The sequence below is a fragment of the Exiguobacterium sp. s46 genome (assembly GCF_018618875.1).
Taxonomy (GTDB): domain Bacteria; phylum Bacillota; class Bacilli; order Exiguobacteriales; family Exiguobacteriaceae; genus Exiguobacterium_A; species Exiguobacterium_A abrahamii.
In genome coordinates this window covers 177,140-204,134 of the sequence record NZ_JACSMY010000002.1, presented here as the reverse complement: position 1 = coordinate 204,134, position 26,995 = coordinate 177,140, and the positions used below count along the sequence as shown (strand labels likewise).

18 protein-coding genes are annotated in these 26,995 nt (G+C 35.8%); 11 read left to right on the top strand and 7 right to left on the bottom strand.

Features of this window, described 5'->3' with window-relative positions:
- Positions 1 to 14: 14 nt before the first annotated feature.
- Positions 15 to 2,348 (bottom strand): hypothetical protein, encoded by a 2,334-nt coding sequence (locus KNQ08_RS12580; protein WP_214806000.1) that lies wholly within the window; start codon positions 2,346 to 2,348, stop codon positions 15 to 17.
- Between the two features lie 64 nt (positions 2,349 to 2,412).
- On the opposite strand from KNQ08_RS12580, the gene drmA reads away from it, so the two are divergent.
- The 8 genes from drmA to KNQ08_RS12540 all read left to right on the top strand — a co-directional run bounded on the left by drmA (position 2,413) and on the right by KNQ08_RS12540 (position 20,406).
- On the top strand, positions 2,413 to 5,841 hold the full coding sequence (gene drmA / locus KNQ08_RS12575; RefSeq protein ID WP_214805998.1) for a DISARM system helicase DrmA: 3,429 nt from the start codon (positions 2,413 to 2,415) through the stop codon (positions 5,839 to 5,841).
- Complete coding sequence (drmB, locus tag KNQ08_RS12570; RefSeq protein ID WP_214805996.1) at positions 5,828 to 7,591, top strand: DUF1998 domain-containing protein; 1,764 nt, start codon at positions 5,828 to 5,830, stop codon at positions 7,589 to 7,591. Before drmA ends, drmB begins: the two co-directional genes overlap by 14 nt.
- A 105-nt stretch (positions 7,592 to 7,696) precedes the next feature.
- On the top strand, positions 7,697 to 8,146 hold the full coding sequence (brxF, locus tag KNQ08_RS12565) for a BREX-3 system P-loop-containing protein BrxF (RefSeq protein ID WP_047391739.1): 450 nt from the start codon (positions 7,697 to 7,699) through the stop codon (positions 8,144 to 8,146).
- 23 nt (positions 8,147 to 8,169) lie between these two features.
- Entirely contained in the window at positions 8,170 to 11,874 is a 3,705-nt protein-coding gene (locus tag KNQ08_RS12560; RefSeq protein WP_214805994.1) for a DUF6079 family protein, read from the top strand.
- Positions 11,875 to 11,887: 13 nt separating this feature from the next.
- Positions 11,888 to 14,617 carry a DNA methyltransferase gene (locus tag KNQ08_RS12555; protein WP_214805992.1) on the top strand — a complete coding sequence of 910 codons (2,730 nt, stop codon included), beginning with the start codon at positions 11,888 to 11,890 and terminating at the stop codon, positions 14,615 to 14,617.
- Between the two features lie 27 nt (positions 14,618 to 14,644).
- Positions 14,645 to 16,483, top strand: coding sequence for a BREX-3 system phosphatase PglZ (gene pglZ, locus KNQ08_RS12550; RefSeq protein WP_214805989.1), 1,839 nt, complete (start codon positions 14,645 to 14,647; stop codon positions 16,481 to 16,483).
- A 23-nt stretch (positions 16,484 to 16,506) separates the two neighbouring features.
- Complete coding sequence (locus KNQ08_RS12545) at positions 16,507 to 17,184, top strand: hypothetical protein (protein WP_214805986.1); 678 nt, start codon at positions 16,507 to 16,509, stop codon at positions 17,182 to 17,184.
- Positions 17,185 to 17,241: 57 nt separating this feature from the next.
- Positions 17,242 to 20,406, top strand: coding sequence for a DEAD/DEAH box helicase (locus KNQ08_RS12540; protein ID WP_214805984.1), 3,165 nt, complete (start codon positions 17,242 to 17,244; stop codon positions 20,404 to 20,406).
- 108 nt (positions 20,407 to 20,514) lie between these two features.
- Here KNQ08_RS12540 and KNQ08_RS12535 read toward each other — a convergent pair whose 3' ends face one another.
- The 3 genes from KNQ08_RS12535 to KNQ08_RS12525 are packed head-to-tail and all read right to left on the bottom strand — an operon-like array spanning position 20,515 to position 23,606.
- Positions 20,515 to 20,898 (bottom strand): Rieske (2Fe-2S) protein, encoded by a 384-nt coding sequence (locus tag KNQ08_RS12535; RefSeq protein ID WP_158513329.1) that lies wholly within the window; start codon positions 20,896 to 20,898, stop codon positions 20,515 to 20,517.
- Between the two features lie 54 nt (positions 20,899 to 20,952).
- Positions 20,953 to 23,286, bottom strand: coding sequence for a DEAD/DEAH box helicase family protein (locus tag KNQ08_RS12530; RefSeq protein ID WP_214805981.1), 2,334 nt, complete (start codon positions 23,284 to 23,286; stop codon positions 20,953 to 20,955).
- A complete protein-coding gene (locus KNQ08_RS12525) occupies positions 23,283 to 23,606 on the bottom strand; it encodes a nucleoside triphosphate pyrophosphohydrolase (RefSeq protein WP_035399123.1) in 324 nt (107 codons plus the stop codon). Before KNQ08_RS12525 ends, KNQ08_RS12530 begins: the two co-directional genes overlap by 4 nt.
- Before the next feature lie 89 nt (positions 23,607 to 23,695).
- Here KNQ08_RS12525 and KNQ08_RS12520 point away from each other — a divergent pair, with 89 nt between their 5' ends.
- Positions 23,696 to 24,085 carry a RidA family protein gene (locus KNQ08_RS12520; RefSeq protein ID WP_069940214.1) on the top strand — a complete coding sequence of 130 codons (390 nt, stop codon included), beginning with the start codon at positions 23,696 to 23,698 and terminating at the stop codon, positions 24,083 to 24,085.
- Positions 24,086 to 24,118: 33 nt separating this feature from the next.
- Here the strand turns inward: KNQ08_RS12520 and KNQ08_RS12515 are convergent, their stop codons facing one another.
- From KNQ08_RS12515 to KNQ08_RS12505, 3 genes are read right to left on the bottom strand one after another with little or no spacing between them, the layout of a single operon-like run.
- Positions 24,119 to 24,382: a hypothetical protein gene (locus KNQ08_RS12515; RefSeq protein WP_214729886.1), complete on the bottom strand. Its 264-nt coding sequence runs from the start codon at positions 24,380 to 24,382 to the stop codon at positions 24,119 to 24,121.
- Positions 24,379 to 24,735 (bottom strand): hypothetical protein, encoded by a 357-nt coding sequence (locus KNQ08_RS12510; protein WP_214805978.1) that lies wholly within the window; start codon positions 24,733 to 24,735, stop codon positions 24,379 to 24,381. The genes KNQ08_RS12515 and KNQ08_RS12510 overlap by 4 nt, the downstream gene beginning before the upstream one ends.
- Positions 24,732 to 25,175 carry a hypothetical protein gene (locus tag KNQ08_RS12505; protein WP_214805976.1) on the bottom strand — a complete coding sequence of 148 codons (444 nt, stop codon included), beginning with the start codon at positions 25,173 to 25,175 and terminating at the stop codon, positions 24,732 to 24,734. Before KNQ08_RS12505 ends, KNQ08_RS12510 begins: the two co-directional genes overlap by 4 nt.
- Positions 25,176 to 25,321: 146 nt before the next feature.
- Here KNQ08_RS12505 and KNQ08_RS12500 point away from each other — a divergent pair, with 146 nt between their 5' ends.
- Positions 25,322 to 26,002 carry an ABC transporter ATP-binding protein gene (locus KNQ08_RS12500; protein ID WP_082874244.1) on the top strand — a complete coding sequence of 227 codons (681 nt, stop codon included), beginning with the start codon at positions 25,322 to 25,324 and terminating at the stop codon, positions 26,000 to 26,002.
- Positions 25,995 to 26,993 carry an ABC transporter permease gene (locus KNQ08_RS12495; RefSeq protein ID WP_214805973.1) on the top strand — a complete coding sequence of 333 codons (999 nt, stop codon included), beginning with the start codon at positions 25,995 to 25,997 and terminating at the stop codon, positions 26,991 to 26,993. Before KNQ08_RS12500 ends, KNQ08_RS12495 begins: the two co-directional genes overlap by 8 nt.
- Positions 26,994 to 26,995: the final 2 nt, after the last annotated feature.

The window sequence follows — 26,995 nt, the reverse complement described above, 5'->3', positions numbered from 1 at the left end:
AACTTCATTGTCTTTTATAAGAGTGTTAAGTTATCCATTTTTACCGTCTTCCATTCTTCCCCGTCATATCGCTTAAATAATTCTCCCGCAATTTGATAACTACGTTCAAATCCAATACTACCAATATTAAAAAAAGGCTTTTCAAATTGATCCAATCGCCAAATAATTTTCTTTTCTTCTCGAATTGGCATTTGGCGTTCTTCTAATAGTTCAACTAATAATTTTCTCTCAATTGGTTTTGAAAACCCTAATATCGCATATAAAAAATATAGATACTCAGTTTCATCAAAGTTTAATATTGTCACATGATGATCTGATTGATTTAAAAATCGTAACACCATCCGATATTGCTCAAGTAGTAGTGGAACAAGTCTCTCACTATCTTTATGACGTCCAGATAATATCAATTTAGTGAGCGTTGACCCTTTTAAGCGATTAGGTAGACGTAATGCAGGAAATGTAGGAATAGAAAATACAGTCGTATAAATTCCTGATAGTAAAAAGAAACGTTTTACTTTTTGATCAAAATTTAATCTAGTGCTTGACTCAGCTCTCCCTTTTTCATAAATAGCGGCTGTATTACTAGTAAATTCAATTCCATTAAATTTCTGTTGATAGTAATCTGAAGGAACTAGTACGCCATCATCCAAAAAATTGATCTCTTGATTTTTATTTAACGGAAAATTCCCTCCCCATATTACCACTCGTGCATTCTTAACTGTATAAGGGAAAAAATGAGGTGCTGGGTATTCATTTCTATCGTATATATTCGGAACTAACTCACTCCATAAATAAGAAAGTTCTTCATTAATGTCATATACTTTATCTTCTTCATATTTGGAATTCCAATGTTCAATCGAAAAAGTCCATACACTTTCATTTTGAATAAAATAAGGATATTTATATAAAATTGTTTTAATTGTCTTAGGTGAAAAAGGATATTCTTTTTGTGTCATTTCAACAAGCTCTGCAATCGTACATCCTTTTTCAGACTTTGATAAATAATTTACTAGTAACGAACGCGCACTTATATGGTCATTTCCATATGAAATATCTTTAATTTTATCTAAACGTTCAGCTTCTAACTTATCTTCTAAAGTATATGGCTCAATTAAAAGATTAGCTTCACCTTTTTTTAGCCCATTAAAAATTAATTTTTGTCCCGGCTTAACTCGATAATCAAAGAGTAAGTCTCCAAAGCTATTGCTACCTGCTTGATTTTTATTGTTTACTTTTAAAATCAAAGACGTTTCGTTTACTCTAACTTTTAGCGTTTGATCAATGAAATAATCTAGCAATTGTGGCGGAACATGAAACAACGATTTTTTCCGTTCTAAAGTAGACAAACGAATCGTAAATGACCTGTTTTTAACGCGTTTTCTTACTGAAAGCTCTTCGTTTACATCTGTACTTTCTTTTTCATTCTCTTTCTTAAATGACAAACCTTTTGTTGTATCTTTTCCCTGCTGCTTATGATTATTAAAATCTTCGACTTCAGGAGACGAGTCATCAAACATGAATGTATTATTAGCAATAACGATGTTGGGTTCTTCTTTTAAAACACGACATAAACCTTCATAATATGCCGAAAATATATTTTCATAAGGTTGTTTTTTAAAATATTTTTGAATAATTTCTCGGATCTTAATGTGTGTCTCTCTATTACGTTTTAAGTATTCAATAATTACACCTTGATGATTTTTTATTTCATTTAAGATTTCTTCTGAAGCCGCTACATTATATTCTAAAGGAGGATTTTCATAATCGTTCAATTTGATTCTACGGTAGGTTACTTTAAAACGCGAATCAACTTTCGGAAAGAATAGTACGTTGGATTCATTTATTCCGTAATGCGATTTTACTAGTTTAATCACATCGAAAATTGGAATATCTATCAATTTATTATTAAACATGTAGCGATGAACTAAATCGTTAAGTAGTTGCCATTCACTTAAGATAATATATTGAGCGTCTTTATTTCCAATTTTACCGTTTAGTACAATGAATCTTGAGTCACGATAGACAGAAGCTATTTTTTTTTGAAGTTCTGGAGTTAATAGTATAGGTTCACGATTTTTTCGTAAGTTTCTCTCTATATCATCAAATTTTGTTAATTGATTATTCCATCTTTTAATTAGTCCATCTTCTAATACAATAGATGGATTTTTTGCATTTAATGCTACATTCACTTGATATTCTGCATCCTTCTTTGAACAGCCTCTTCCCGAATCCCAGATCATCATTAAATATTCGATCATTCGATCAAAAGTTAAGACATTTGTATGCAATGAGTTAAAAGCAAGTTGAATATAGCTAATATTAGAAGAGATGACTCCTGAAGAATTCATGTTTATCCTCGCTCCTTATATAGAAATGTTTTACAATTAAATTATAGAAGAAAGGAGCACTATTATGAATGATATTATCCAACGAATTACAATTTTTTTATCCAATAAAGAAAACAATCAAGCTCATGTAGATGAAGTGCTTACTTTACTTGAAGATGAATTTATTGATCTTCGTCTTTTAAATAAAGTAGTCCAGCTACAAGATAATATTCAAATCAATAATAATATAATCACATTGAAGCTATCCTCTGAAAAAAAAGAAAATGTTTCTTTTTCATCTAATCATAGAGAAGAATTAGTTAAAGAATTAGAAAACCGCTTAATAGGTCCGTCAGAAGGAAGCGAGGAAACGCTAAGAGTAGCACCAAGTTCATACTATTTAACTGGTCGTTTGTTTCCATACGGCTCTTCTTCAAATGTTATTCATGAAGACGAAACGGGACAGCCTCTTAACGAAATTGAAGGCGTCACTTTAGAAGGAGAAGCAATCGAAGAAATTATAACTACACAAGATAAATTTCGAAATTCCTCGTTAGGTATTAGTATTATCGTAAAGGAATTAAAGGAGATTAATTGTTGTGTTAGTTGGGCTATGTATGAGCAGATAGAAATTCCTCACGAAAAGGATCACGAAAAAGTACATATACATTATAAAAGATCTCCACAAAAAACTAACGTTTTAATAAATCTTAAAAGTAACGGTGAACTTATTTTGAATAAGGATTATCCATTGTGTATTAAATGGTACGTTCGTCGAGGAAAATCTGGATATGATGTTAGTATTTATCTCGTTCATACATTGAGCTTAGAGGATACACAACGCTTCCCACGACAAAGCGAAATCATTTTCCAACCTAAATTGGCTTTTGAAATTGAAAAGGAAAATATCATTCCACGTTCAACACCAAGTACTGATCATTTAATCAATTTTTTATATCGCCATCGTACAGTGCCGATTATTGGACATCAGATTAGTGTTGATTGGACTGAAACAACTGAATTATTTTCGTTTAAAACATCTTGGTTACCTAAAGAAGAAGTTCCCATTGTCGAACATAAGAGTTTAGATGATATCTCATACAACATGCTAGATATTGCCAGTAACAAAAAAAAAGAAGTCATTCAACAATTGTACCGACTACCAAGTGAATATATAAACTGGATTGATGCACAAGCTAATTTAAAAGCCACACTCAATCAAAAGGAACAAGAAATTTTACTAACTCAATTAGAAAAAGCTAATCATACAGCAGAAAGAATTCGAGAAGGCATTCAATTGTTAGAAGAGAACAACAATGCGTGGATTGCTTTTCGATTAGCTAACTTAGCTATGCATGTGCAAAGAGAACAAGGAATTAATGCTTCTGCACATCGCGAAAATAACAACCATATTTTTGAACCTCAAAAAAGCAGCTGGCGCTTGTTTCAACTAGCTTTTTTATTAATGAACCTACCTAGTACATTTAACAAAACACATAAAGATCGAAAAACGGTAGATTTACTTTGGTTCCCTACAGGTGGAGGTAAAACAGAAGCTTATCTAGGGCTTGCAGCTTTTATTTTGTTTGCTCGCCGTCTAACAAATGATGTTGATAATCCAATGAGTTACGGTGGTATGAGTGTAATGATGCGATATACTTTACGACTTTTAACAATTCAGCAATTTCAACGAGCTACTCTTCTCATTTGTGCAATGGAAGCAATTCGTCGCAACAAGGATGTCTACTCATCCACTATTTCAGAATTATCTACAATTCAATTAGGTGAAGTTCCTTTTTCAATAGGATTATGGATTGGGTCTTCTTCTACACCAAATAATTACGCGCAAGCTAAAGTTGCTCTGGAAAAGCTAAGTAACAATGAAACTCTTGAAAACGAGGACTTTGGTAATCCTATGCAATTAAGTCACTGTCCTTGGTGCGGTACAAAACTAGAAGTAAAAGATTATTTTGCCTCAAGTAGCAAATCGACTATAAAGTGTTCTCTTAACAGATGCGAATTTTCAACTGGAATTCCTGCTCATACAATTGATGATGCCATTTACGATCACTTACCATCCTTAGTAATTGGAACTGTTGATAAACTTGCACAAATCACTTGGCAACCACGCATTGGGGAATTGTTCGGAAGGAAGACTTCTTATAATCGAAAGTTGAATAAGTTTATTGACGAAACACCAGATAATCAAATTAGACGAGAGGATGCATGGTTGCCTCCAGCAGATCTAATCATTCAAGATGAACTACATTTATTGAATGGACCCTTGGGATCATTAACTGGTTTGTACGAATTTGTAATTGAAGAAATGATGGGATTTGGTCTCACTAAACCTAAAATTATTGCTTCTACAGCAACAATCAGTGGAGCAGATGCACAAATTCGCGCCTTGTATGATCGTACTGCTAATCAATTTCCTGTATATGTACAATCACCGGACGATTCATTTTTTTCTAAAACCGTTCCTATAACGCAAAAAGCTGGGCGACTTTATGTGGGCATTTCTTCTCCAGGAGTAAGTATGAAAATTCATACTGTCAATGTTTATGGAGCATTGATTGCAGCAACACGAATGCAACCTATTAGTCCAAGCCTTGATCCGTATTGGACAATTGTAGGCTACTTCAACACAATTCGTGAACTCGCTGGAACAAATACGATGTTTTACGATGAAATTAGAACTTACCTACAATCTAATAATGTTACAGAACCATTGTTAGATTTTGAAGAGTTAACAAGTCGTAAAAGAGCGCAAGAAATTCCATTATTACTATCGCGTATGGAACAACCAATTGGTAGCTCAGATACACTTGATGCTGTTTTATGTACAAATATGATTTCTGTAGGTGTCGATGTAAACCGACTTGGATTAATGGTCGTTCATGGACAGCCTAAAACTACAGCTGAATATATTCAAGCTACTAGTCGTGTTGGACGACAATATCCAGGACTAGTCGTCACATTGCTAAATCCACAAAGAACACGTGATATGTTCCATTTCGAACAATTTAAGTCATTTCATCAGTCCTTCTATCAATATGTTGAACCTACAAGTGTTACACCTTTTTCGTCTGGATCTTTAAAACGAGGTATTACAGGTGTATTAGTCGGTATTTTAAGACAAGCAACAACAGTACCTCCACTATCAAAAGCCAATAGCGCCGGCTTATTTGATATAAATAGTGTTGATCTAGAGATGATTAATCGATTAGTTACAAGAGCTCACTCTGTGTATCAATTACCCGAGGATGAAATACGACAATTAATTAGTAATGTTTTAGATAAATGGCAAGAACTCGCAGAACGTACAGATAGAAACTTAGCTTATCGACGAAAAGTAATCAATGGCCGAGAAACAAATTTAAGTCACCATTTACTAACTACATTTGAAAATACACCGTATACGATGGATTCAATGAATGCCCTCACCTCTCTAAGAAGTGTTGAGCCAGAAATCAGAGTCGAAGAGGAGATGAACCCTTATGACAGTTGGTAAGAATAATTCAATTTATCAGCGTGGAGCAATTCGAGCTGCTCAATTACTTCAACATTTTGGTCCAGGAGCTATCGTTGATTTACCAGAAGGAAGTTTTATTACAAGTGCTGTTGATCAATGGAAATTCAAACATGAACACAGTTTACAAGAAGAGGATCATGAAGCTGTTACGAATGCTTTAGGTGGGAAAAGTGTTCGATTACTAAATTATCATTCAGATACCATTCGTGCAAAAGTTTCTCGCTTCCCAATGTGGCGCTTTTGTCCGAATTGCGGATCAATGACGAATTCTCCAAGAAAACATTTGTGTTCAAATCCTAAATGTGAACCTCTCGGTATTAAGTATGCACCAATGCGTTTTATCACGGTCTGCCGCAAAGGTCATATTAGTGATTTTCCTTGGATAAAATGGGCACATCAAGATCAAGAAGTTTGCGAAAGACCGCGATTGATATTGTCAACAGACAAGGGATCGAAGTCAAGTTCTTACAAAACAATGCATGTGAAATGTACAAGCTGTAACGCAAAACGAGCATCGTTAGCAAGAATTAAAGAAAAAGGAGAATTAGAGCGTATTACTGGTAAAAAGTGCTCTGGAACAAAACCTTGGATTCTCAATCATAAAGCAGAAGATTGTTCTACGGAAATGACTGTTGCATTACGCGGCGAAACTAAACTTCATATCCCTAACATTCAAAGCGTTATTACTCTTCCTCTTAAAACAGCCAGTCAAGAGCTCATATATCAAGAAATCGATAAACATTATGATCTTATTAAAAAGAGCTGGTCAAATCTTAATGCTGAAATGAAACAACAGTTTCTTCCTATGCTCTTGTCTTCTCAAGATTTGACTGATGAGGAAATTCAAAAGGGAATTTCATATTTAGACAACAATCGAAATTTTGGTGATATTAATTCTTCTTCAATTCGTCAACGCGAGTTAAGCGCATGGAAACATACAAAGATTGCTCCTCTACAAGAACACGATTGTAAAGCCACTAGTGTAGAGATTCCATCACAATGGACATCCTATATTAGTCATATCGCACGAGTAGATTTAATGCGCGAGGTCCGTGCATTAACTAGCTTTAATCGATTAGATTACAGTGATTCTTTTGTAGAGAAAGCTGCTTCAGATGGTATTCCTATTTTTAAATCTAGCAAAACTTGGTACCCAGGAGTAGAAGTTTTTGGCGAGGGAATTTTTATTGAATTAAATCGTGAGATGATTGATGCTTGGGAAAATCGCTTACAGGTAAATGAAATTTTTGGAGATCAAATTAAGATATTTAATAACAAGAGAATTAACCGTCAACAAATCGAAATTGAATTGTTACCCCGTCATATTCTCATGCACACTTTCGCACATGCGTTAATACGTGCGTTTGCTGAAACAAGTGGTTATTCTTCAACCTCTCTTCGAGAAAGATTATATTTTGAAAGTGGCGCTGCTTCTATTCTAATTCATACAGCAGAAGGTGACGCAGAAAGTAGCCTTGGTGGACTTATAGAACTTTCTAAACCTGAAAAAATGGATGCAATGATTCGTCGAGCTATTGAATTATGTGAATATTGTTCTTCAGATCCTACGTGTTTAGAAGGTGGACAAGAACATAAATCTGCGGCATGTCACTGCTGTCTATTTTTAAGCGAAACCTCTTGTGAATGGAATAATACTTTATTAGATCGTCGAACGATTAATGCAAAATTATCTGAAGAAGCACTATCTTTTTTTCCTAAACTCTTATAACCAGTATGAGCAGGATCAACTTGATTGTTTAATTTGATCCTGTTCATACTAAATAAAACATGCTACAATTTTAAGTTGCATTCAATAAGTAAATTGGAGTTTTATATGAATCCACACACAATTGATTATTTACAAAACAACTTATCAAAAATTCAAGATCAGTATTACAAAATTATTTATGTAAACGAATATCTTCATGGGAACAGTGTTTCTTATTTTGCTCAACAAGAAGGAACACCTTACATAAATCTAGGATTAAGTTTGTCTGAAAAACTACTTAATTATAGTTTAAAGCAGCGTCCGTTTGTTGTGCAGCAAGTCTTTGAAGATTTATTAATTGAAGCAAATTCAAAAGTTATTTGTCTAGATTTTATTGAGATTCTATTTGATCCCAGTCTTCAAATTCAACCACTTAGCCTACTCAAAAATTTAAGTAAAAACTATACACTTGTTGTTGCTTGGCGTGGAGTTTATCAAGATAACACACTTATCTACAGTGAGGTAGGACACCCTGAATATTATAAATACGCACTAGTTGATGAAGAAATTATTTGATTATTGTATAAAGGAGTATGGATATGAACTATCGCGAATTGCTTCAATTTGAACCAATTGAATCTATTATTAAGTTAACAGATGCTAATGTTGAAGATCATGCAAAACAAATGCTCGAATCTTATGTCATTTCAGATCGTATGGCAGATCAACTATCAGATGAGATCATTGAACACTTACAATTTGATCGCCCTATTGAAAATAAAGGACTTTTTATTGTTGGTAATTACGGGACTGGTAAGTCTCATTTGATGAGCGTTATTTCTACTCTTGCTGAAAGAAAAAACGCTAGTCAATTTATTACAAATAAAAAAGTTGCTCAAAAATCCCTTGAGATTGAAGGGAAATTTAAAGTCATTCGAATTGAAATAGGATCTGTTCAAACTTCATTACGTTCGATACTGATTAATGCATTCGAAACACATCTATCTGAATGGAAAATTCAATTCGAATTTCCATCTGACGATCAGATTACAAACAACAAAGAATCCTTAGAGAGAATGATGGGGATGTTTAACGAAACGTATCCTGATCATGGTTTATTACTCGTAGTAGATGAATTATTAGATTATCTGCGGGGACGAAAAGAACAAGAACTTACGCTCGACTTAGGATTTTTACGAGAAATTGGAGAAACTAGCTCCAAAACACGCTTACGCTTCATGGCTGGTATCCAAGAAATGTTATATGGAAATCCACGATTTAACTACGTAGCTGACTCCTTGCAACGAATCCATCAACGATTTGTTCAAGTAAGTATTGTTCGCGAAGATATCGCATTTGTAGTTTCAGAACGCCTTTTAAAAAAGACTGATGAGCAAAAAGCTTATATTAGAGAACATTTAAAACGCTTTACGAAACTATATCATCGCCTAAATGAAGACTTAGAAAATTACGTTAACCTATTCCCAATTCATCCTTCTTATTTAGTTGCTTTTGAAGGAGTTAATACCGTTGAAAAACGTGTGGCGTTACAAACAATCAGTTCTGAAATAAAGCAAATTATCGATCAAGTGGTACCAAATATGCACCCTGGACTAGTATCTTACGATAGCTATTGGACGTATATTGAAACAAACTCTACAAATAAATCAGATCAAAATATTCGTGAAGTAATTAGCAAACACAAGACCCTCTATCGAGCGGTAGAACAATCGTTTCCTGAAGCAAAAAAACGGAACTATCAACAAATGGCTTTGAAAATTATTAACGCTCTTGCAGTACATCGTCTAACTACAGATGATTTACATGATAAAGTAGGTCTAACTCCTGAAAATTTACGTGATGACTTATTTTTGATACCTGCTTTAGGTGCTGAATTTTTGTTAGAAGAAGATGACCCTTCAGATTTTTTAAAGACCAGCGTAGAAGCTGCATTGAAAGAAGTACAAAAAACTGTTAGTTATCAATACATTTCCTCTAATGAATCCAACGGTCAGTATTATCTTGATTTAAAAAAAGATATAGATGTTGATAGTTTAATTCAAGTTCAATCTGAGACAATTGAAGACGATAAACTAGATCGTTATTACTTTGATCTACTCCAAAATGCACTTGAATTAGACGATAATACGTATATAAACAATGTGAAAATTTGGAGATATGATTTTGTTTGGGAAGCTAATCATGTTTCTCGTGAAGGATATCTTTTCTTTGGTGCACCAAATGAACGTTCGACTGCTCAACCCGAACGAGATTTCTACATTTATATGCTTCGTCCATATAGTAGTGTTTCATATAAAGATGACCAAAAGCCTGATGAAGTTTTCTTTGAATATAGCCGATCAGATGTTGAATTTGACCAATTATTACGCCTTTATGCTGCAGCACAAGATTTAGCTATCAATGCTTCTTCTAGTACTAAGAAATTGTACACAACAAAAATTGATGCATATAGACGTCGTTTAAACAAAACGCTCATCGATAACTTTAGTCAGACATTTGAGATTACGTACCAAGGAAAAAAAGCGACTATTGCTGATATCGGACTGTTTATCCATTCTGCTCCAACAGCTAAAAAAATTATTGATACAGCTGCAGAGTCATTTTTAACAGACTGGTTTTCAAAGAAATATCCTGATTATCCATCTTTCGGTCGAATAGAAGTTGGATTAACACGAGACAATCTGACTGAATACGTAAAAAAAGCTTTATTAATGATTAAAGGTGAAACTTCTAAAATGGGACAAGATTTATTATCTGGACTAGTACTTTTAGATGATAAACAACAAGTGACTCTTGAACGCTCTGGATATATACAATGGATACAAAAACTTTTAGATCAACGTGATAATGGACAAGTTATTAACTACGATGAATTAATTTTTACACAACGTATAAAGGGTATTGATGATATTCGATACACAACTGAATTTAAAATGGAATTAGAATTATTAGTCGTTTTGCTTGGTGCTATGCTTCACTCTGGAAGACTTGAAATTTCTATTGAAGGTAAGTCATACAATGCTATGAACTTTAATGATTGGCTCAAGTTAGATATACGACAGCAGTCTGTTTTCAACTATATAAAAAAACCAGTTGGCTTACCGACAGGCGTTATTAAAGAACTTGCTAGCTTATATAATATTGGTTTACCTAATTATGAAGAAGATACATTAAATCGCTTTATTCGTAAATTAACGAGTTCGACACTTGAAAATATCAAAGTAATTCTTGAAGTAAGCCAAATATTAAAAAATGGTTTACAGATTGCTAGCTATACCCTTTTAAGTAGTGAAGACATTACGGAGTACCAATCGGCACTGCAAAAGCATAAAGAATTTATTGAAACACTACAAAGATATGATACACGTGCCAAACTAAATAACTTACGTTTTTCGGAACAAGAAGTATTAGATCAAAAGAAACATTTAAAGAAATTATCCGAATTACAGCAAGTCATTCAAGAAATTACTCGCTTAAAACCGCTAGTTGATTATTTGCAAGTTGCTCAATCAATTGAAGGAGAGTTAACACCGTGGAATCAAGAAGTTGATTTGGTCTTACTTGATTTGGTAAAGCTCTTGAAAACAAATCAGTCTACGTCGCTAATTGAAAGTCGCTTGTTAAAGCTGAAACAAGATTATATTACAAATTATATGAATCAACATGCAAAGACTCGCTTAAACTTAACCGAAAACAGTTTAAAACAATCATTACTATCTGATAATCGACTAAATACTTTAGAGTCTTTAGCACAACGAATTCCGCTATTTCAAACTTCGCAATTAGAAAAATGGAAAACCCAACTTCATTCACTTAAATCTTGTCTACATCTATCAGAAGATAAGTTACAAAATAACCCGTTATGTGAATGTAAATTCCGTCTAAATGCAGGCAACCATCTAAATAAAAATATTCTTGCTCATAGTAAACAGCAGCTTCAATCTATTTATGAAAGCTGGATTGATCAATTAATAAGTACACTGTCCTCTAAAGAAATACAACAAGGAATTGAATTATTAAATCCTCTACAGCGAAAAAAAGTAGAAGATTTCATAACTTCTAAAGACTTATCATTTCCTGTTGATATTACGTTATTGCAAATAATCAGTGAGCTTCTTTCTGGTATTGAAAAAGTAGAAATTTCTTTAAATGACTTCGAAGAAATGATGGCATATGGAAGTCCTATGACTATCGAAGAAGTACGCGAGCAATTTGAATGCTTACTAAAAAGTAAGGTTGGAAATCAAGCTACACAGCATATTCGCATGTTGTTAAAAAAATAAAGGAGTTTTTAGCATGGATGAGCAAGAACAGTTATTTTTTAGTTCAGAAGCCAAGACAGACAACCAAAAAGTTGTCTGTCTTGGACTAACATTCAATAATGATGAAGAAAGAAGAGACTATTTTAGAAATGAGCTTCGAAAAAAGTTACCTCAGTTAAAAAAGATTGAGGGATTCCCCACCGGAGAAGACGAGGATATTATTGCACTTTCAGATCCTCCTTACTATACTGCTTGTCCTAACCCATGGATTAACGATTTTGTTGAAACATGGAATCAGGAAAAAGCAACTATATATAAAAGAGATCCTGATGAGCCTTATTCATGCGAACCATTTTCATCAGATGTAAGTGAAGGAAAAAATCATCCAATTTATAGAGCTCATTCTTATCATACTAAAGTGCCACATAGAGCTATAATGAAATATTTAATGCATTACACCTCTCCAGGCGATGTTGTGTTAGATGCTTTTAGCGGTACAGGTATGACAGCAGTAGCGGCAAATCTATGCAATGATTTATCAGAATCTAGCTCAATAGATATGAATAGCAAAATAGGAAATAGACATGCAATTATCTCAGATCTATCACCTGTTGCTTCTTTTATATCTTATAATTATTTAAATTCAAATAATAATGTAAACAAAATAAATGCTCTTCAAAAAATCATATACAATTTAGAGACTAAATTTGCTACATTTTTCTCTACTAAACACACAAATGGAGAAAAAGGTGAAATAAATTATGTTATTTGGAGTGAAGTATACACTTGCCCTTCATGTCAACATGAATTTGATTACTGGAACGCAACTTACGATCCAATTAAAGATATCTCAGTGAAAGATTTTTCTTGTCCTCAATGCAAAGTTTCTTTAACAAAAAAACAACTTAACAAAGTTTGGGAGAAATCCTTTGATTCTATTTCAAATAAAATAGTCACACTTGCAAAGAGTATTCCTGTTCAAATCAATTACGTATATAACAATAAAAAATTTAATAAGATTCCTGATCAAAATGACTTAAATATCATCGAACAATCTAATGAGTATATAAAAAATATAAATATAAAACCACAGGAAATCTCTGATGGTGTTAATACAAAACAACCGAAAGTGAGTAACGGATTTGAGTACTTACACCATTTCTATACAGGTAGAAATTTAATTTTCATATCAGAATATTTATCAGAACTAAAAAGAAATGATCTTGTGCAACTTGGAATGTTTTTATTAACATCTTCTTCGTCGAATCTTTCAAAATTATATCGTTGGAGAGCAAATGGCAAAGGAGGAATTTTGGCTGGAACTTTATATGTTTGTTCTACTCCCCAAGAAAATAATCCGATTCGCCAATTTTATAGAAAACTCAAAGATATAAAAAATGCAAGTTTCCCCCTAGAGAATCAATCAATAGTATCAGTAAATTCAGCAACAGATCTTCTAATTTCAAATGATAGTATTGATTATATATTTACAGATCCTCCATTCGGAGCTAACTTAATGTATTCAGAATTAAATTCTCTGTGGGAAGATTGGCTTAATATAACTACAAATAATTCTACTGAAGCAATAATGAACGTTTCACAAAATAAAGGCCTATCTCAATATTCTAATTTAATGACCAAAAGCTTTAAAGAATATTATAGAGTGTTGAAACCAGGACGTTGGATTACAGTTGAATTCAGTAACTCACAATCAAATGTATGGAATGCAATACAAGAATCATTGCAAAAAGCTGGTTTTATTATCGCAAATGTCTCAGCATTAGACAAAAAACAAAACAGCTTTAAAGCAATTACATCTACTATAGCCGTAAAACAAGATTTGGTTATTTCTGCATATAAACCTAATTTAGAAAATATTAATAATACTACTGAACAACTTTCTCCTCAAACATCATGGAATTTTATAGAACAACATTTAGAAAAGCTTCCGATTTATAGTGATTTTAATAATGTTCCAACAGTTATCATAGAACGAACTCCGAGAATTTTATTTGATAGAATGGTTGCATACTATGTTCAAAGAGGATTTAATGTGCCAGTTTCATCAGCTCAATTTCAACAAGAAGTAACTCAAAGATTTCCTATTAGAGATGGTATGGTATTTTTATACTCACAAGTTTCTAATTATGATAGAAAAAGAAAAACTCAAAAAGATTATTTGCAGACTACACTTTTCATATCAGATGAAAATAGTGCTATCGAATGGATTAGACAACAACTATTGAAAAAACCACAATCGAGACAAGATTTGCACTCTTCGTTTAGAAAGGAAACATTGCATATTTCTAAATACGAACAGTTACCAGAATTAGACGATCTTTTATCTCAAAACTTTTTACGTTTTGATGATGAAGAATCTAGCGTCCCTTCTCAAATCTTAACGTATTTACGACGTAATTATCCTGATTTGCGTGGTTTAGATGCTTCACATCCAAATGTGATAAAAAAAGCGCTCCATCGCTGGTATGTTCCTGATCCTAACAAACAAGCTGACCTTGAAAAATTACGTGAGAAGGCATTACTTCGTGAATTTAATCTCTATGTAGAAGAAATGGCAACATCTAAGAAAAAACTAAAAGTCTTCCGAACAGAGGCTATTCGAGCCGGCTTTAAAAAAGCATGGAGTGAAAAAGAGTTCCAAACAATTATCACAGTTGGAGATCGTTTACCTGAAACGATCATTCAAGAAGATGATAAATTATTGATGTACTATGATAACGCTCAGATCAAATTAGATATGTAAAAGAAGGTGTCTTTGTTGAATTCTTGGTTGGAAACATTATTTTTAAAAACAAATCCTCTCTATTTGGTTCAAGACAATGATCATATTTTATCAAATGTAGAGATACAAACTCATCTATCAGAATATGAACTATTTTTTTATGAAGATCCAATGGAATTAAGATATGTATTTGAACAATATCGTTTGAATCTGTTTAAAAAACCTCTGTTACTAATCGTTACAAAAGAATTCAATTCAGTCCCTTTCGATATTTTAAAAAGTAGTCTTCAGGTTAACATCTCCTGGAGACTACTTTTCCCTTTTCTAAATGAAAAGGTGCTAAAACAATTTAGTACAGAAGAACTCAATCAATTACTTATTCGTTCTGAAAGAGAAATGAATATTAAAAGCTCTTTATCCTCCAAAGAAACTGAATTATATCTATTTCAATCAATTTATGACATTGACATGCGCAATATGGCAAGTACAGAACAATCTGTTCTTGGAAAAATAGCTGAATTTTATACTAAGCATCAAGCTATTCCTCAAAGCTATATAAATTTTGTACAAAAATATTATTCAGAAGTTCAACTATCAACTTCTTTACAGTCTAAAATTCTTTTTGAAGAGTATGTAAATCAAAAATTTTCGCAAGACATCTTGAGTTATGAAAATTCAAATCTTGATGAACGAAAAGAAGATTTTGCTTCACAATTAGAAATGTATAAAATACCATCTATAAATTCATTACTTAAAAAAATCCATGTAACACATGCAAGCATCTTTCCAGCCTATATTCGACCTTTACTAATAGAACATAAGCAGATACAACACGATCTTGTGAATCAGTTAGCAAATCTAAATTTTGAAGAATTCAAACTAGATGATTGGAAAAAAGTAGCTTTTAAAATCGGGAAGATTCGCTCAACAGGTTTACTTTTTAATACTCATATAAATGATTCGCGACCTATTGTTAATGCTAATAATTTGTTTGAAAGTTGGTTAGTAACATCTTTTGAATCATTACGTTCTCTGCCTAGCTTTCCGTCACCTAAACTATCACATCAAGTTCCTCACTATATCGCTAGTTCAAATAATTATAAAAAGGCTCTTCTTGTAATGGACGGAATGAGTTTTACATTCTGGGAAATAATTAAGTCCCATCTTGAAAAAAATACTGAATGGGCATTTGATGAGCATGCTATATTTTCTTGGGTCCCGACACTTACTACTATTTCTCGTCAAGCAATCTTCTCTGGTTTGGAACCAAAAGAATTTAGTAAATCAATCTTTACAACGAATTATGAAGCAAATTTATGGAAAAATTTTTGGATAAATGATGGTTATAAAAGTGAAGAAATCTCTTATCAACGTTCTCTTGGATTTGAGCATTACAATAGAAGTAATATTAACGGTTTTTCTTCTCCACTTATTAGTATTTATGGAGGGGTAATTGATGTAATCGATCGTTTTATGCATAGCTCACTTCAAGGACTAAGTTCTATTCATAACGAACTTGATCACTGGCTTAATCAAAATTATCTTGTCAACTTGTTAAATGATCTTCACGAAGCCAATTATGAAATATATATAACTTCCGATCATGGGCATATTGAAGCACTCGGGTCAGGAAAAATTAACGAAGGGATTCTAGCAAGTTCTAAGGGACAGCGTGTTCGTATGTATGAACATAGTAGTCTTCAACATAATGCGCATGCTAATCATCCAAATACGATTTTATGGCAGTCTACCGGTTTGCCTAGTATTTACCCTCTAATTGCAAAAGGATATGATGCTTTCATTCGAAAAAATGATAAGCTCATCACACATGGAGGAATCAATATCGAAGAAGTAATTGTTCCGTTTATTCAATTAAAACGTCATTAAGTATGTAGAGAGCGAGGACCATCATGAAGCAAATTGGCTACATTAAAATCATTCATCCAGAATATGTCGATTTCTACTTTGATGTTGAAAAAAGTTATGATTTTCAATATAACGCTAAATTTTTAAATAAGTTATCAGAAACTGACTTATCTAATGAGACACAAAAAAGAATACAAACTATGCTAAAGAATATATTTTCTACTGAAGCAAAATATCAGAATACGTCTATTCATTATAATTCTTTAACTCCCGAGGATAAGGCGGCTCGTTTTTATATGTTATGTTGTCTTGCTTATCCCTTTTTCCGTGATACTGTGGAATTTTTAGGACGTCAGTTTAGATTGAATGAACATATTACAACAATACAAGTAATGACTCATATGAAAAAACTTTATGGTGATAGACGTAGAGTCGAAATAGCTGTCTCATCGATTTTATCTTCTCTATACTATTGGCAGTTACTTAATCGTCCGAAAGTTGGTATATATTCAGTAAAACACTATGCTATTGATTTCTCAATTCACTACACTATTATGATCGAAGTTCTTATGCATGCAAACAATCATAACGCGATTACACAGGACACTTTAGAACATAGTTCAATTTTTTTTCCTTTCAGTTACGAAGTTTCACTTTCGATATTGAACCATAATTCTTATCGTATAATTCGATCAATCTCAGATGTTATCATCACAAAATAATTTCGAACCTCTTGTTTATACATTACAAGAGGCTCTTCTTTAAGGAGCAATGTCACAATGAACTTTAAAATTGGTGTTGTTATTCAAGATACGATTTTCCCTGAACCTGTTCGTATTATTAATTTCACACCTTATGGAGATACACATCAACTTGTTCAAGCTAATGGATTAAATACAAATCGATACTACCAACAAATTTTTTCAAACGAAGTTTTATGCTCTGTAAAAAAAATAGATAATCATTCTTTAAATACATGGCAAGATATTCAATCGTTACTTCACTATCACTTCTTACGAAGTGAACTATTTTCTTCTAAAGGGTTTGTTTCTAAATTTGATAAGATCACACCCTATCCTCATCAAATCGATGCAGTATATGAGCATTTTTTATCAAGTTCACCAGTCCGTTTTTTATTAGCTGATGATCCTGGTGCTGGAAAAACAATTATGTCTGGCATGCTATTGAAAGAATTAAGAAACCGACAAAACATAAAAAAAATTCTAATTCTAACGCCACCATTAGTATTAACACAATGGAAAGAAGAACTTTTTACAAAGTTTGACGAAGATTTCACTGTGATTTCTAGATCGACATTAAATACAGAGAAAATTAATCCATTTCTTACGCATTCCTTTTGTCTCGCCTCACTTAATTGGTGTACACGTGATGATGTTCAACAACTTATATTAGAAGCAGATTTTGATTTGATAATTATTGATGAGGCACACAAAATGGCAGCTTATCAAACAGGGAAAAAACGTATTTCAAAAACTAAGCTATATGCTTTTGGTGAAAAAATTTTAGGAAAAACTCCTCATGCTTTGCTGCTTACAGCCACTCCACATAAAGGAGATTCCCAAAACTATCGTCTTCTTTTAAAGCTTCTAAATCCAGATGTGTTTCACGATCAACTAAATGAAAATATGTTAAGAGAAGACAGCAACCCTTACATCGTTCGTCGTTTAAAAGAAGATATGATTGATTTATACGGAAATAGTGTCTTCGCAAAACGAATAACAAAGACAATACAATATACTTTAGGTCCAGAAGAATTAGAATTACATAAAAAAATCACAGCGTATGTAGCTGAATATTACGATAAAGCTCTATCGAAAAAACAAAATGCGACTACATTTGCACTAATGATTTTACAACGTAGGCTAAGCTCGTCTTTTTATGCGCTAGAGCAGTCTTTAGGACGTAGAGTCAATAAATTGAGTTTACTGTTAAGCTCTACTGATCGTGAAAGAAAAAAAATAACAAAAACATTATCTAGCTCATTTCAATCACAAAGTGAAGATAATTTTATATTAAATCACTCAGAAGATGAATTAGATGGAACTATTGAAAATTATGATACAGCTGGAATTGAAAAAGAATTAAGTGTAGTGCATGAGTTGTTATTAGAAACAAAAAATATTCGACGTTATTACTCTGAGAAAAAGTTTAACACATTAGAAGACTTACTTTTTGGAGTAAATGGACTGGCACATGAAAATAATAAGATATTAATTTTTACTGAATCCGTTGACACATTAAATTTTTTAAAGAAAAAGCTCTCGTTGTATATTTCGAACATCGCTACCATACAAGGAAGTCAAACAATGTCTGAGCGGTTTAAACAAATTAATTTTTTTAAAAATACTGCTCAAATAATGATTGCTACAGATGCAGGGGGTGAGTCGATTAACTTACAGTTCTGTAATCAGCTAATAAATTATGATATCCCTTGGAATCCAAATAAATTAGAACAGCGTATGGGAAGAATTCATCGAATCGGTCAAAAAAGGGATGTTTTTATATTTAATTTAGTCTCTCAGAATACCCGAGAAGGTTACGTTTTAAATAAGCTATTTGAAAAGATAGACACAATGAAAGAAGATTTAGGAGAAGAAAATGTCTACGACTTTATAGGAGAGCTACTAGAAGGTGATCTATCTTTAACTCGTATTATGGAAGATGTAATTCTTTCAGAACAGAATCTAGATACCTTTGTTGAGAATTTTTCAAACAAACTAGAAGTAGAACATCAGGAATTACATTTAAAATCTACACAGTGGAATTCGATCAAGCCATCTTATGATTTACACAAAATAAACGATTCCATAATTTCCGGGGAAGAAGCTAAAACATCTTCTTCATTTCTTGAATCTTTTATTATTCGTTCACTTGAATCACAACATATAATGCTAGAACAAAGTAACGATATTTATAATATTCAATATGTACCTCCTACTTTTAAAAATCAGTATCCTATTAGTATTGATTGGGAAAACGAAGAAAGTTTTACTTTCAAATCAACAAATGAAATCACTAATATGAATGTCCAACAAGTAAACTTAAATCACTCTCTTTTTAAATGGACTTTAGATTATTTGGAAGATCAGTTTGCATTTCTTCCCCCTCATAAGCATCTTATTATCTCAGAAGATCTAGAACGAATGATGATTTGGTCATTTAGTGTTAACTATAAAAATATTAATCAAGAGCTATTACATCGTTCTACGGTAACTTTATGCAAACGATCAGAGGGAGATATAGTCCAAATAAATAATAAATGGTTTTTCGATTTAACTAGTCCAAATATCACTTACTCTGCACCTACTAACGAGTCAGATCCTACTATACTGAACAAAATCATATCAAAAATAAATATTGATATTTCCGAATATGAAGAACTGAGAAAAAGTTCCGCATTAAAATTAAAACAATATATTACTCGCTCATTCGAAGATCAATTTAATTATGTTTATGATTTAATCACACAAAAGAGTTCGTCTCTCTCTACAAAAGAAACAAAAGACTTACAAATCTTGAAATCTTCATTGTCATCTATTGATAAATTGAAAATCAAAAAGTTAGAAGAAATTGATCGACAAAGCAAACTATCAATTGATTATCCAGAGTTAATTGGGCAATTTGAAATAGAAAATAACGTTAATTCTTCAATTAATACTACTCGCCTGTTTTCAATAGACTTTGAAGAAATAATAAGAGACTATGAGCATGAAAATAATCGCTCATTAAAAAAAATTTTTCTTCCTCTAGGAGTAATTGATTTTTATTCGGAACATATTAATGGAGATGGTAGATATATTCGTATTTCACGAAAAGCTACTGATAATGAAAAACACGCTTTAAGTTTATTGAATTTGAATGCTCCTCTTTATCTTTATATAGTGGATCATTCCAATAATGTAATAAATGAATATTTAATCTAAACATCAACTAAAAAAAAGTAGCAGCAATTATCTTGAGACTCAAAATAATTGCTGCTACTTTTATTCATTGTCGCTAAATAAAATATCTCATTCACATTAGTTTAATTATTATTTTATCCATTCTCCACTGACATAAAACTTTTCTTTAACACCAAATAACTGAATATGATCTTCCCAAATATAAAATCTCCATTTAGCATCTCTTCCATATTCAATAATCATATCTTTTGTCATCAAACGACGAAGATTTTTAAATTCAATAAAATATACCTTACCATTCTCTACACGTACTGCCATTATTGCAATCTCAGCCTCATCTAAGATCTCAACCTGTTTTGTAGTCAGATCGAACCATCCATGTTCTTTATCATGAATTTTTGTTTCGGGAGTACATAAAATAATCGTTTTGCTCTCGCTAGTTTTTCCTCTGTACATAATACGTTTTTGTTCAATTAAAGATAATGTGCAATTGAAACGATCTTGAATTGCCATAATAACTTTTTCTTTAGTGGGAATTGACAATGTTTAACACTCCTTATGATTGTTTTAAACTTCAGTTATTTTATGGCTATCCATAAAATAATTCGAAACTCTAAACAGCACTATTTGCTTTATTATTAAGTATAATACGTCACTTTCAGTTATTTCTTTTAGAATTAAATGTTTTCCCTCAAATTCGAACGGCCTCCCCATCTTCGGAAACGGCATCTTCTTTAATAACCGTTCTACTTTCACTGCATCAAATGGTTCTTTTAACTCCACCGTTTGCGCATCCTTCAATTCCCGATACTTCTCAGCATGCAAATACTCATAAAAGAATGGTGCAACTTCCGCTGCAGTAATCGGCTCCATCCAGCGCTCTTCTCCCCGCTCAAGCATCGCTAGCAAGACGACCATCTTATAACTGCGATTCATGATTGTCTTTTCGACCTGTTCAATCAATTCACGATTCGCGTCGTACGCTTCGATTTCTTCGTCTGATAACTCCTGATGCTCTTTCAAGAAACCAACGTAAGAACCCCATTCTTGTTTATAGCCTTGCGGAACTGCAGCATACTCTCCAATCTCAACATATGATGGTCGACGACCGAGTTCGTATTTGATTTGTTCATATTGTTCAATCAGTCGTAACTTTCGCTGGCTTGGCTGCCGGAGTCGATGAATCAATTTCAGTGCCCGCGTATCAAACTCAATCACACAGCCGGGTGGTGGCGTAATCGGTTCTGTCTCCCCTCGCTTGAACGATTCTTTCATCGTCCCAAGTAGTTTCAGTTTCGTCTCGACGTTACGGTAATTCCCAATTAAGTCAATGATGACGCAATGCGATTTGTCTTGCGCCAAACGTAAGCCACGTCCGATTTGTTGTGTATAGATGGCGACCGACTCGGTCGGACGACAGAACAGCAGTGTATCCACTTTCGGAATATCGACACCTTCATTGAATAAATCGACGGTAAAGAGAACGTCGATTTCGCCTTGCTCGAATGATTGCATGTATTGCGCGCGATTCGTCGTCTGCCCGGTCAGTGCAAACGCCGTTGTTCCTTTATCTCGGAATACTTGCGCCAGATACTCCGCCTGCTTGATTGACGAACAAAAGCCGATCGTCTTCGTTTGCCGATGCTTCTCCCACGAATGATAGACATTATCCGCGACTTCACGATCGAGTTGCCGATGCTCGAGCTGCGATGCATCATAGGTCCGACCGATTCGTTGAATTTGGGAATAGTCGATCGTGTCATGAATACCGTAATAATGAAACGGCGTCAAAAAGCCTTCAGCAATCGCCGCTGTAAAATGCATCTGGAAAGCAACGTTATGGTGACAGATCGCATAGACATCCGCACCGTCCATTCGGTCTGGTGTTGCCGTCAGACCAAGCAAGAAACGCGGTGCGAAATGATCAATGATTTTCCGATAACTCGTCGCTGCCGCATGATGGAACTCGTCAACAATGATGAGATCAAACTGATCCGTTGCAAAACGGTCCAAGTGACGCTTTTGCGCCAACGTCTGGACGGAAGCGAAGACAATCTCCGTCGTCTCCGTGACAGTCCGGTCACTGCCTATATAAAAGCCAGTCTGCCACGCCGGATTGACTTTTTTAAACGAACGCTCGGCCTGTATTAACAGTTCTTTTTGATGTGCCAGGAACAGGACTCGTGTAAAGTCTCCCGCAAAAAACGCACTCAGATAGGTCTTCCCTAATCCAGTCGCAAGCACTGCCAATGCACGTGTCCGTCCTTCTTCCATCGTTTCCCGTAACGCGTGCAGTGCTTCTTCCTGCACCCGGTGTGGCAGGATTTCTGATGCAACGACGACTGTTCCTTCGTCATACTCGATTTCCGGTTCCGCGACATATTGCCGCGCCGCATACTCTTGACGGTAAGCGTCTAAGACCACTGGATTCAGTTCTTCTGCCGATTCACTGAGATAAAGATCCATGAAGGCATCAATCGCATCATCAAGAATCTGTGGAGCGACAGCTTGTGGTAGATGAACGTTCCATTCAATACCGGACCGAAGCGCACTGTTCGAAATATTCGACGAACCGACGATTGATAAACCAGTCTCTGCGTTTCGAAACAGATACGCTTTCGGATGGAACGAGCGTCCGCCTGACCGATAAAAGCGAACTGACAACCCATCAAGCGCAAGCAACTGCGCCAATGCTTCTGGATCGGTGATGTGTAGATAGTCGCCAATCAACAACCGAATCTCGGCTCCTCGTTGCAAGGCACGACGAAATGCTGGAACGAGCAATGCAACGCCTGGCTTCTGAGCAAACGCTGCGACGATATAGACTTCCTCTGCCAAATCAATGGCCTCGACGAGTGAGTCATATAAGTGATGCGTCGTCAGCTTCGCTTCCGGGATCAATCCTCGACCTCAATCAGGTAAAGGCGTTCTTCGAATCCGCCGCGTTGTTGCTGTTTCTTCGCTCGGACGGCTTCCAGTTCCTCGACTGTCACGCCATGTGTCTTCGCTAACGCTTGGATCAGCTCCAGTAAATCAGCTAACTCCTCGACAGCATCTATGTCTGTCGTCGCTTCCTCATATTCAGCTAGTTCTTCATGCAATTTCTTTTTCGCTTCCACTAGGAATTCATTTTCGTCCAACGTGCGGAACGTCGCTTTTTTCCCGTTTTGGTCGATGATGTTTGGAATCGCGTCTCGAACTAATTTATGATAAAGTGGCATATCAATTCACTCCTTTGAAGGGTTGAGGGATATCCGAGTCGAATCACTCGGTGTCGTACATATGTATTTTATAAGAGGAGGTTCTTTTCATGTCTACATTCAAACAGATCGACACAACAAACGCCCCTGCTGCAATCGGTCCTTACTCGCAAGGCTTCATCGCAAACGGAACACTCTATGCTTCCGGTCAAATCCCGATTGATCCGGCAACGGGTGAACTCGTACCAGGTGGTATCACGGAGCAGACGGAACAAGTCATGCGCAACGTCGATGCCATCCTGAAAGAGGCAGGACTGACACCTGACCGCGTCGTCAAGACGACATGCTACTTAACGAGCATGGAACACTTCGCTTCTTTTAATACGATTTATTCCGATTACTTCGCACCACACGATCACTTCCCAGCTCGGTCTTGTATCGCTGTGAAGGAACTACCAAAAGGTGCTTTAGTTGAAGTCGAGATTTTAGGACTCGTGTGATCTAATCGCTACGCACTCGTTGCGTAGCGTTTTTTATCGTAGTCCCCAGCGTCCTGTTCCTTTTCCGGTCTCACTGTAAAAAAGGTCCTGCTCTCCCTGGTACAATTCACACTCGCTCGCATGCAGGTAAATCAATTTTCGAATGCGTGCCTCGAGTCCTGCTTCTGATGTAAACCGTGATAGATCCAAATGCTCTGTTTGTCTGACACGCTGGTAGATATCGATTAGATCGAGTGGCGATTGTCGTTCTAGGATTCTCTGAATTACATCAAGTAACTGTTGGCTCTCATCCGTCATGTACCTCTAACTCCTTTTTTCATCACTTTGTTTTGAATCGCATTCATCACGATTGGTATTTGCACGACCAGATTCAAGACACTCACTCCAAGAACCAGTTGACTGGCTGTCAATGGTTTGAAGTATCCTTCGCCATATCCTTCCCCCACACTGAGCGCGATCCCGTACGAAATCCCAAACGTAACCAGATTGCCGATGACGATGTATTTCGGTTTTCCAATACGTGCAAGTGAATACGATAGAGCACCGAGTCCAAACAAAAATAAGGCGTACCCTAAAATCGAACCCTCTTTCCAATCAAGGTAAGGTCCAAGCCACGCAAACGGAATCAGATACAATAGTGCTCGTTTCATAGTTCACCCTCCCCTTCTTCGTCTTTTCGGTTACTCCCGGCATCGTAATAACCGTATAGGAGTTCCCGAATCATCTCCCACCCTGTTGGAAAAACGTTTGAGCGTAACACTTTTTCTGTGCCGTGTTCTGTCGTCACATGAATTTCCCAATCCGTGCCGTCACAAATCAGAATGCCTTCAGGATACGGATAGTTTCGCCAAACTTCCGCATCGAACCGATCCGACCACATGTCGATTAGATAGATGTCCTCTTCCGTCAGCTTTCTGAATAATGGATGCTCTTCTTCATCTAGATAGAGACGCCCCTTCGGATACCATGGACCTAATAATTCTTCCTCATCTTCCGCACGAACCGTCCGACTTGCACGGTCCCACCAAAACGTCTGTCCTCTTCCCATACCGGACTCCCGAAAATAAATTCGCTCGACTGTTTGCATCATGATCATCCTCTAAAATTGATATTTCCATTATAGCCCATTTGTTATTTTTAACCTGTTACATTTTTTACTATGGTTCTGCTGATTTCTGTTGCTGTGAAACATTTTTCTCCTTCTATCAGTAAATGTAGTGAAAGGAGATGTTTCACATGCATGTATCCATTCAACAAGCCGGTTATGACGTCGGTCAGCCCGTCTTAAAAGAGATTGCGTTTGCCTTACAGCCTGGATCCATCACCGGTTTGATCGGTACAAACGGTGCAGGAAAAAGTACGACGATTCAAGCGATGTTCGGTACGCTACCTTGGGTCGAAGGAGAGATCGATTTACCGGTCTCACTCGCCTATATTCCGGAACAGCCGACCTATTACGAATATTTGACGCTCGCCGAGCACCTTGAGCTGGTCGCTTCGCTCCACGAGACGGACCATGCCTATACGGAACGACTCTTAAAGACGTTCGAACTGCATGCTGTCACGGGTGACTATGTATCTTCTTTCTCTAAAGGAATGAAACAGAAGGTGATGCTCGTCTGTGCCTTGATGCAACGCGCAGACTGCTTGATCATCGATGAACCGTTCGTTGGTCTCGACGCGGTCGCAACGATTCGGTTATTGCATTTACTCGAAGCAGAACGAACGCGTGGCGTAGCGATTCTGCTCGTCACCCATGTCCTTGATTCCGCGGAACGTCTGTGTGACGATTTCGTCTGGATTGATCAGGGACGCATCAAACATCAAGGAACACTCGCTCAAATCGGTGAAGCCTCTGGTCAACCTGGTGCTCGCTTGTTCGACATCATGGAAGCGATGGTACTCGAGCATGATTGAAACCTTTTTGAAGCAACGGATCCGTCGACGGCATGCGGAACAGCGTCGCTTCTTTCGAGAAATTTTTGATTGGACGATTTTGCTGTATCTCGTCATTCCAGTCGGTCTGTTCATCATCTATGAGACGGTTCAGATCTTAAACGGTCAAGCGGACTGGGTTCAAACGGTTCCGGTCGCTTGGATTTTACTCGGATGGATTCTGTATGGATTCCTGCCCGCCTTTTACGCCTGGTTCGAACCAGCAGATCGCCTCTTCTTCAAACCGGTTCCTGGAGCGATCGTTCGAATGAAGTGGTATTCCGTTCGGTATCACTTTTTGCGGATTTTTCTAATGACTGCCGGATTACATCTACTCTGTTTTCCGTTACATAGCATCCGGTTTGACCAATCTAGTATCACAGTACTGCTGATTAGTCTCGTGCTCTCTTTGCTCCAACCGTTCTTTAGCTTTTGGACATATCGGTTATCTGGACAACGATTCTTGCGGAAATGGAGCGGTCATCTCGTCCTGGCAACAGGACGCATCACTCTGTTGCTCCTGCTTTGGCTTCAACCGTATCCTGTCCTCTTCGTCGTCGCACTGTGTGTGGTGCTGCTCGGATTCCTTCATGTCCGGCACTGGTCACGGCGTGAGGACGGATTAACGGAGGATATCCTGTTGTCGATGAAACGACAGTCGAGTTTATCGGCGACCGTCCTTGAATTGAACGGTGCCTTACCGAAGCCGTCTCACCGAAAGCGTCCGTTCCTTCATCTGCGATTATTCAAACAGACGCACCAGCAACTTCCACTGATCACGTATCTGCGGGATCCGAGTAAGCGTCGCTTCTTGCTCCAGCTATTTGCTGCGATGAACTACGGTCTTCTCGTTTTACCATGGATTGGACGCGGTCTCGTTTTAGCCTTCGTCCTGTTTGTTCTCTTTCAAGAATGGAAACAACATCATACATGGTTCCGCAGACAATCATTCTACCAGCACATTTCCAATTGATT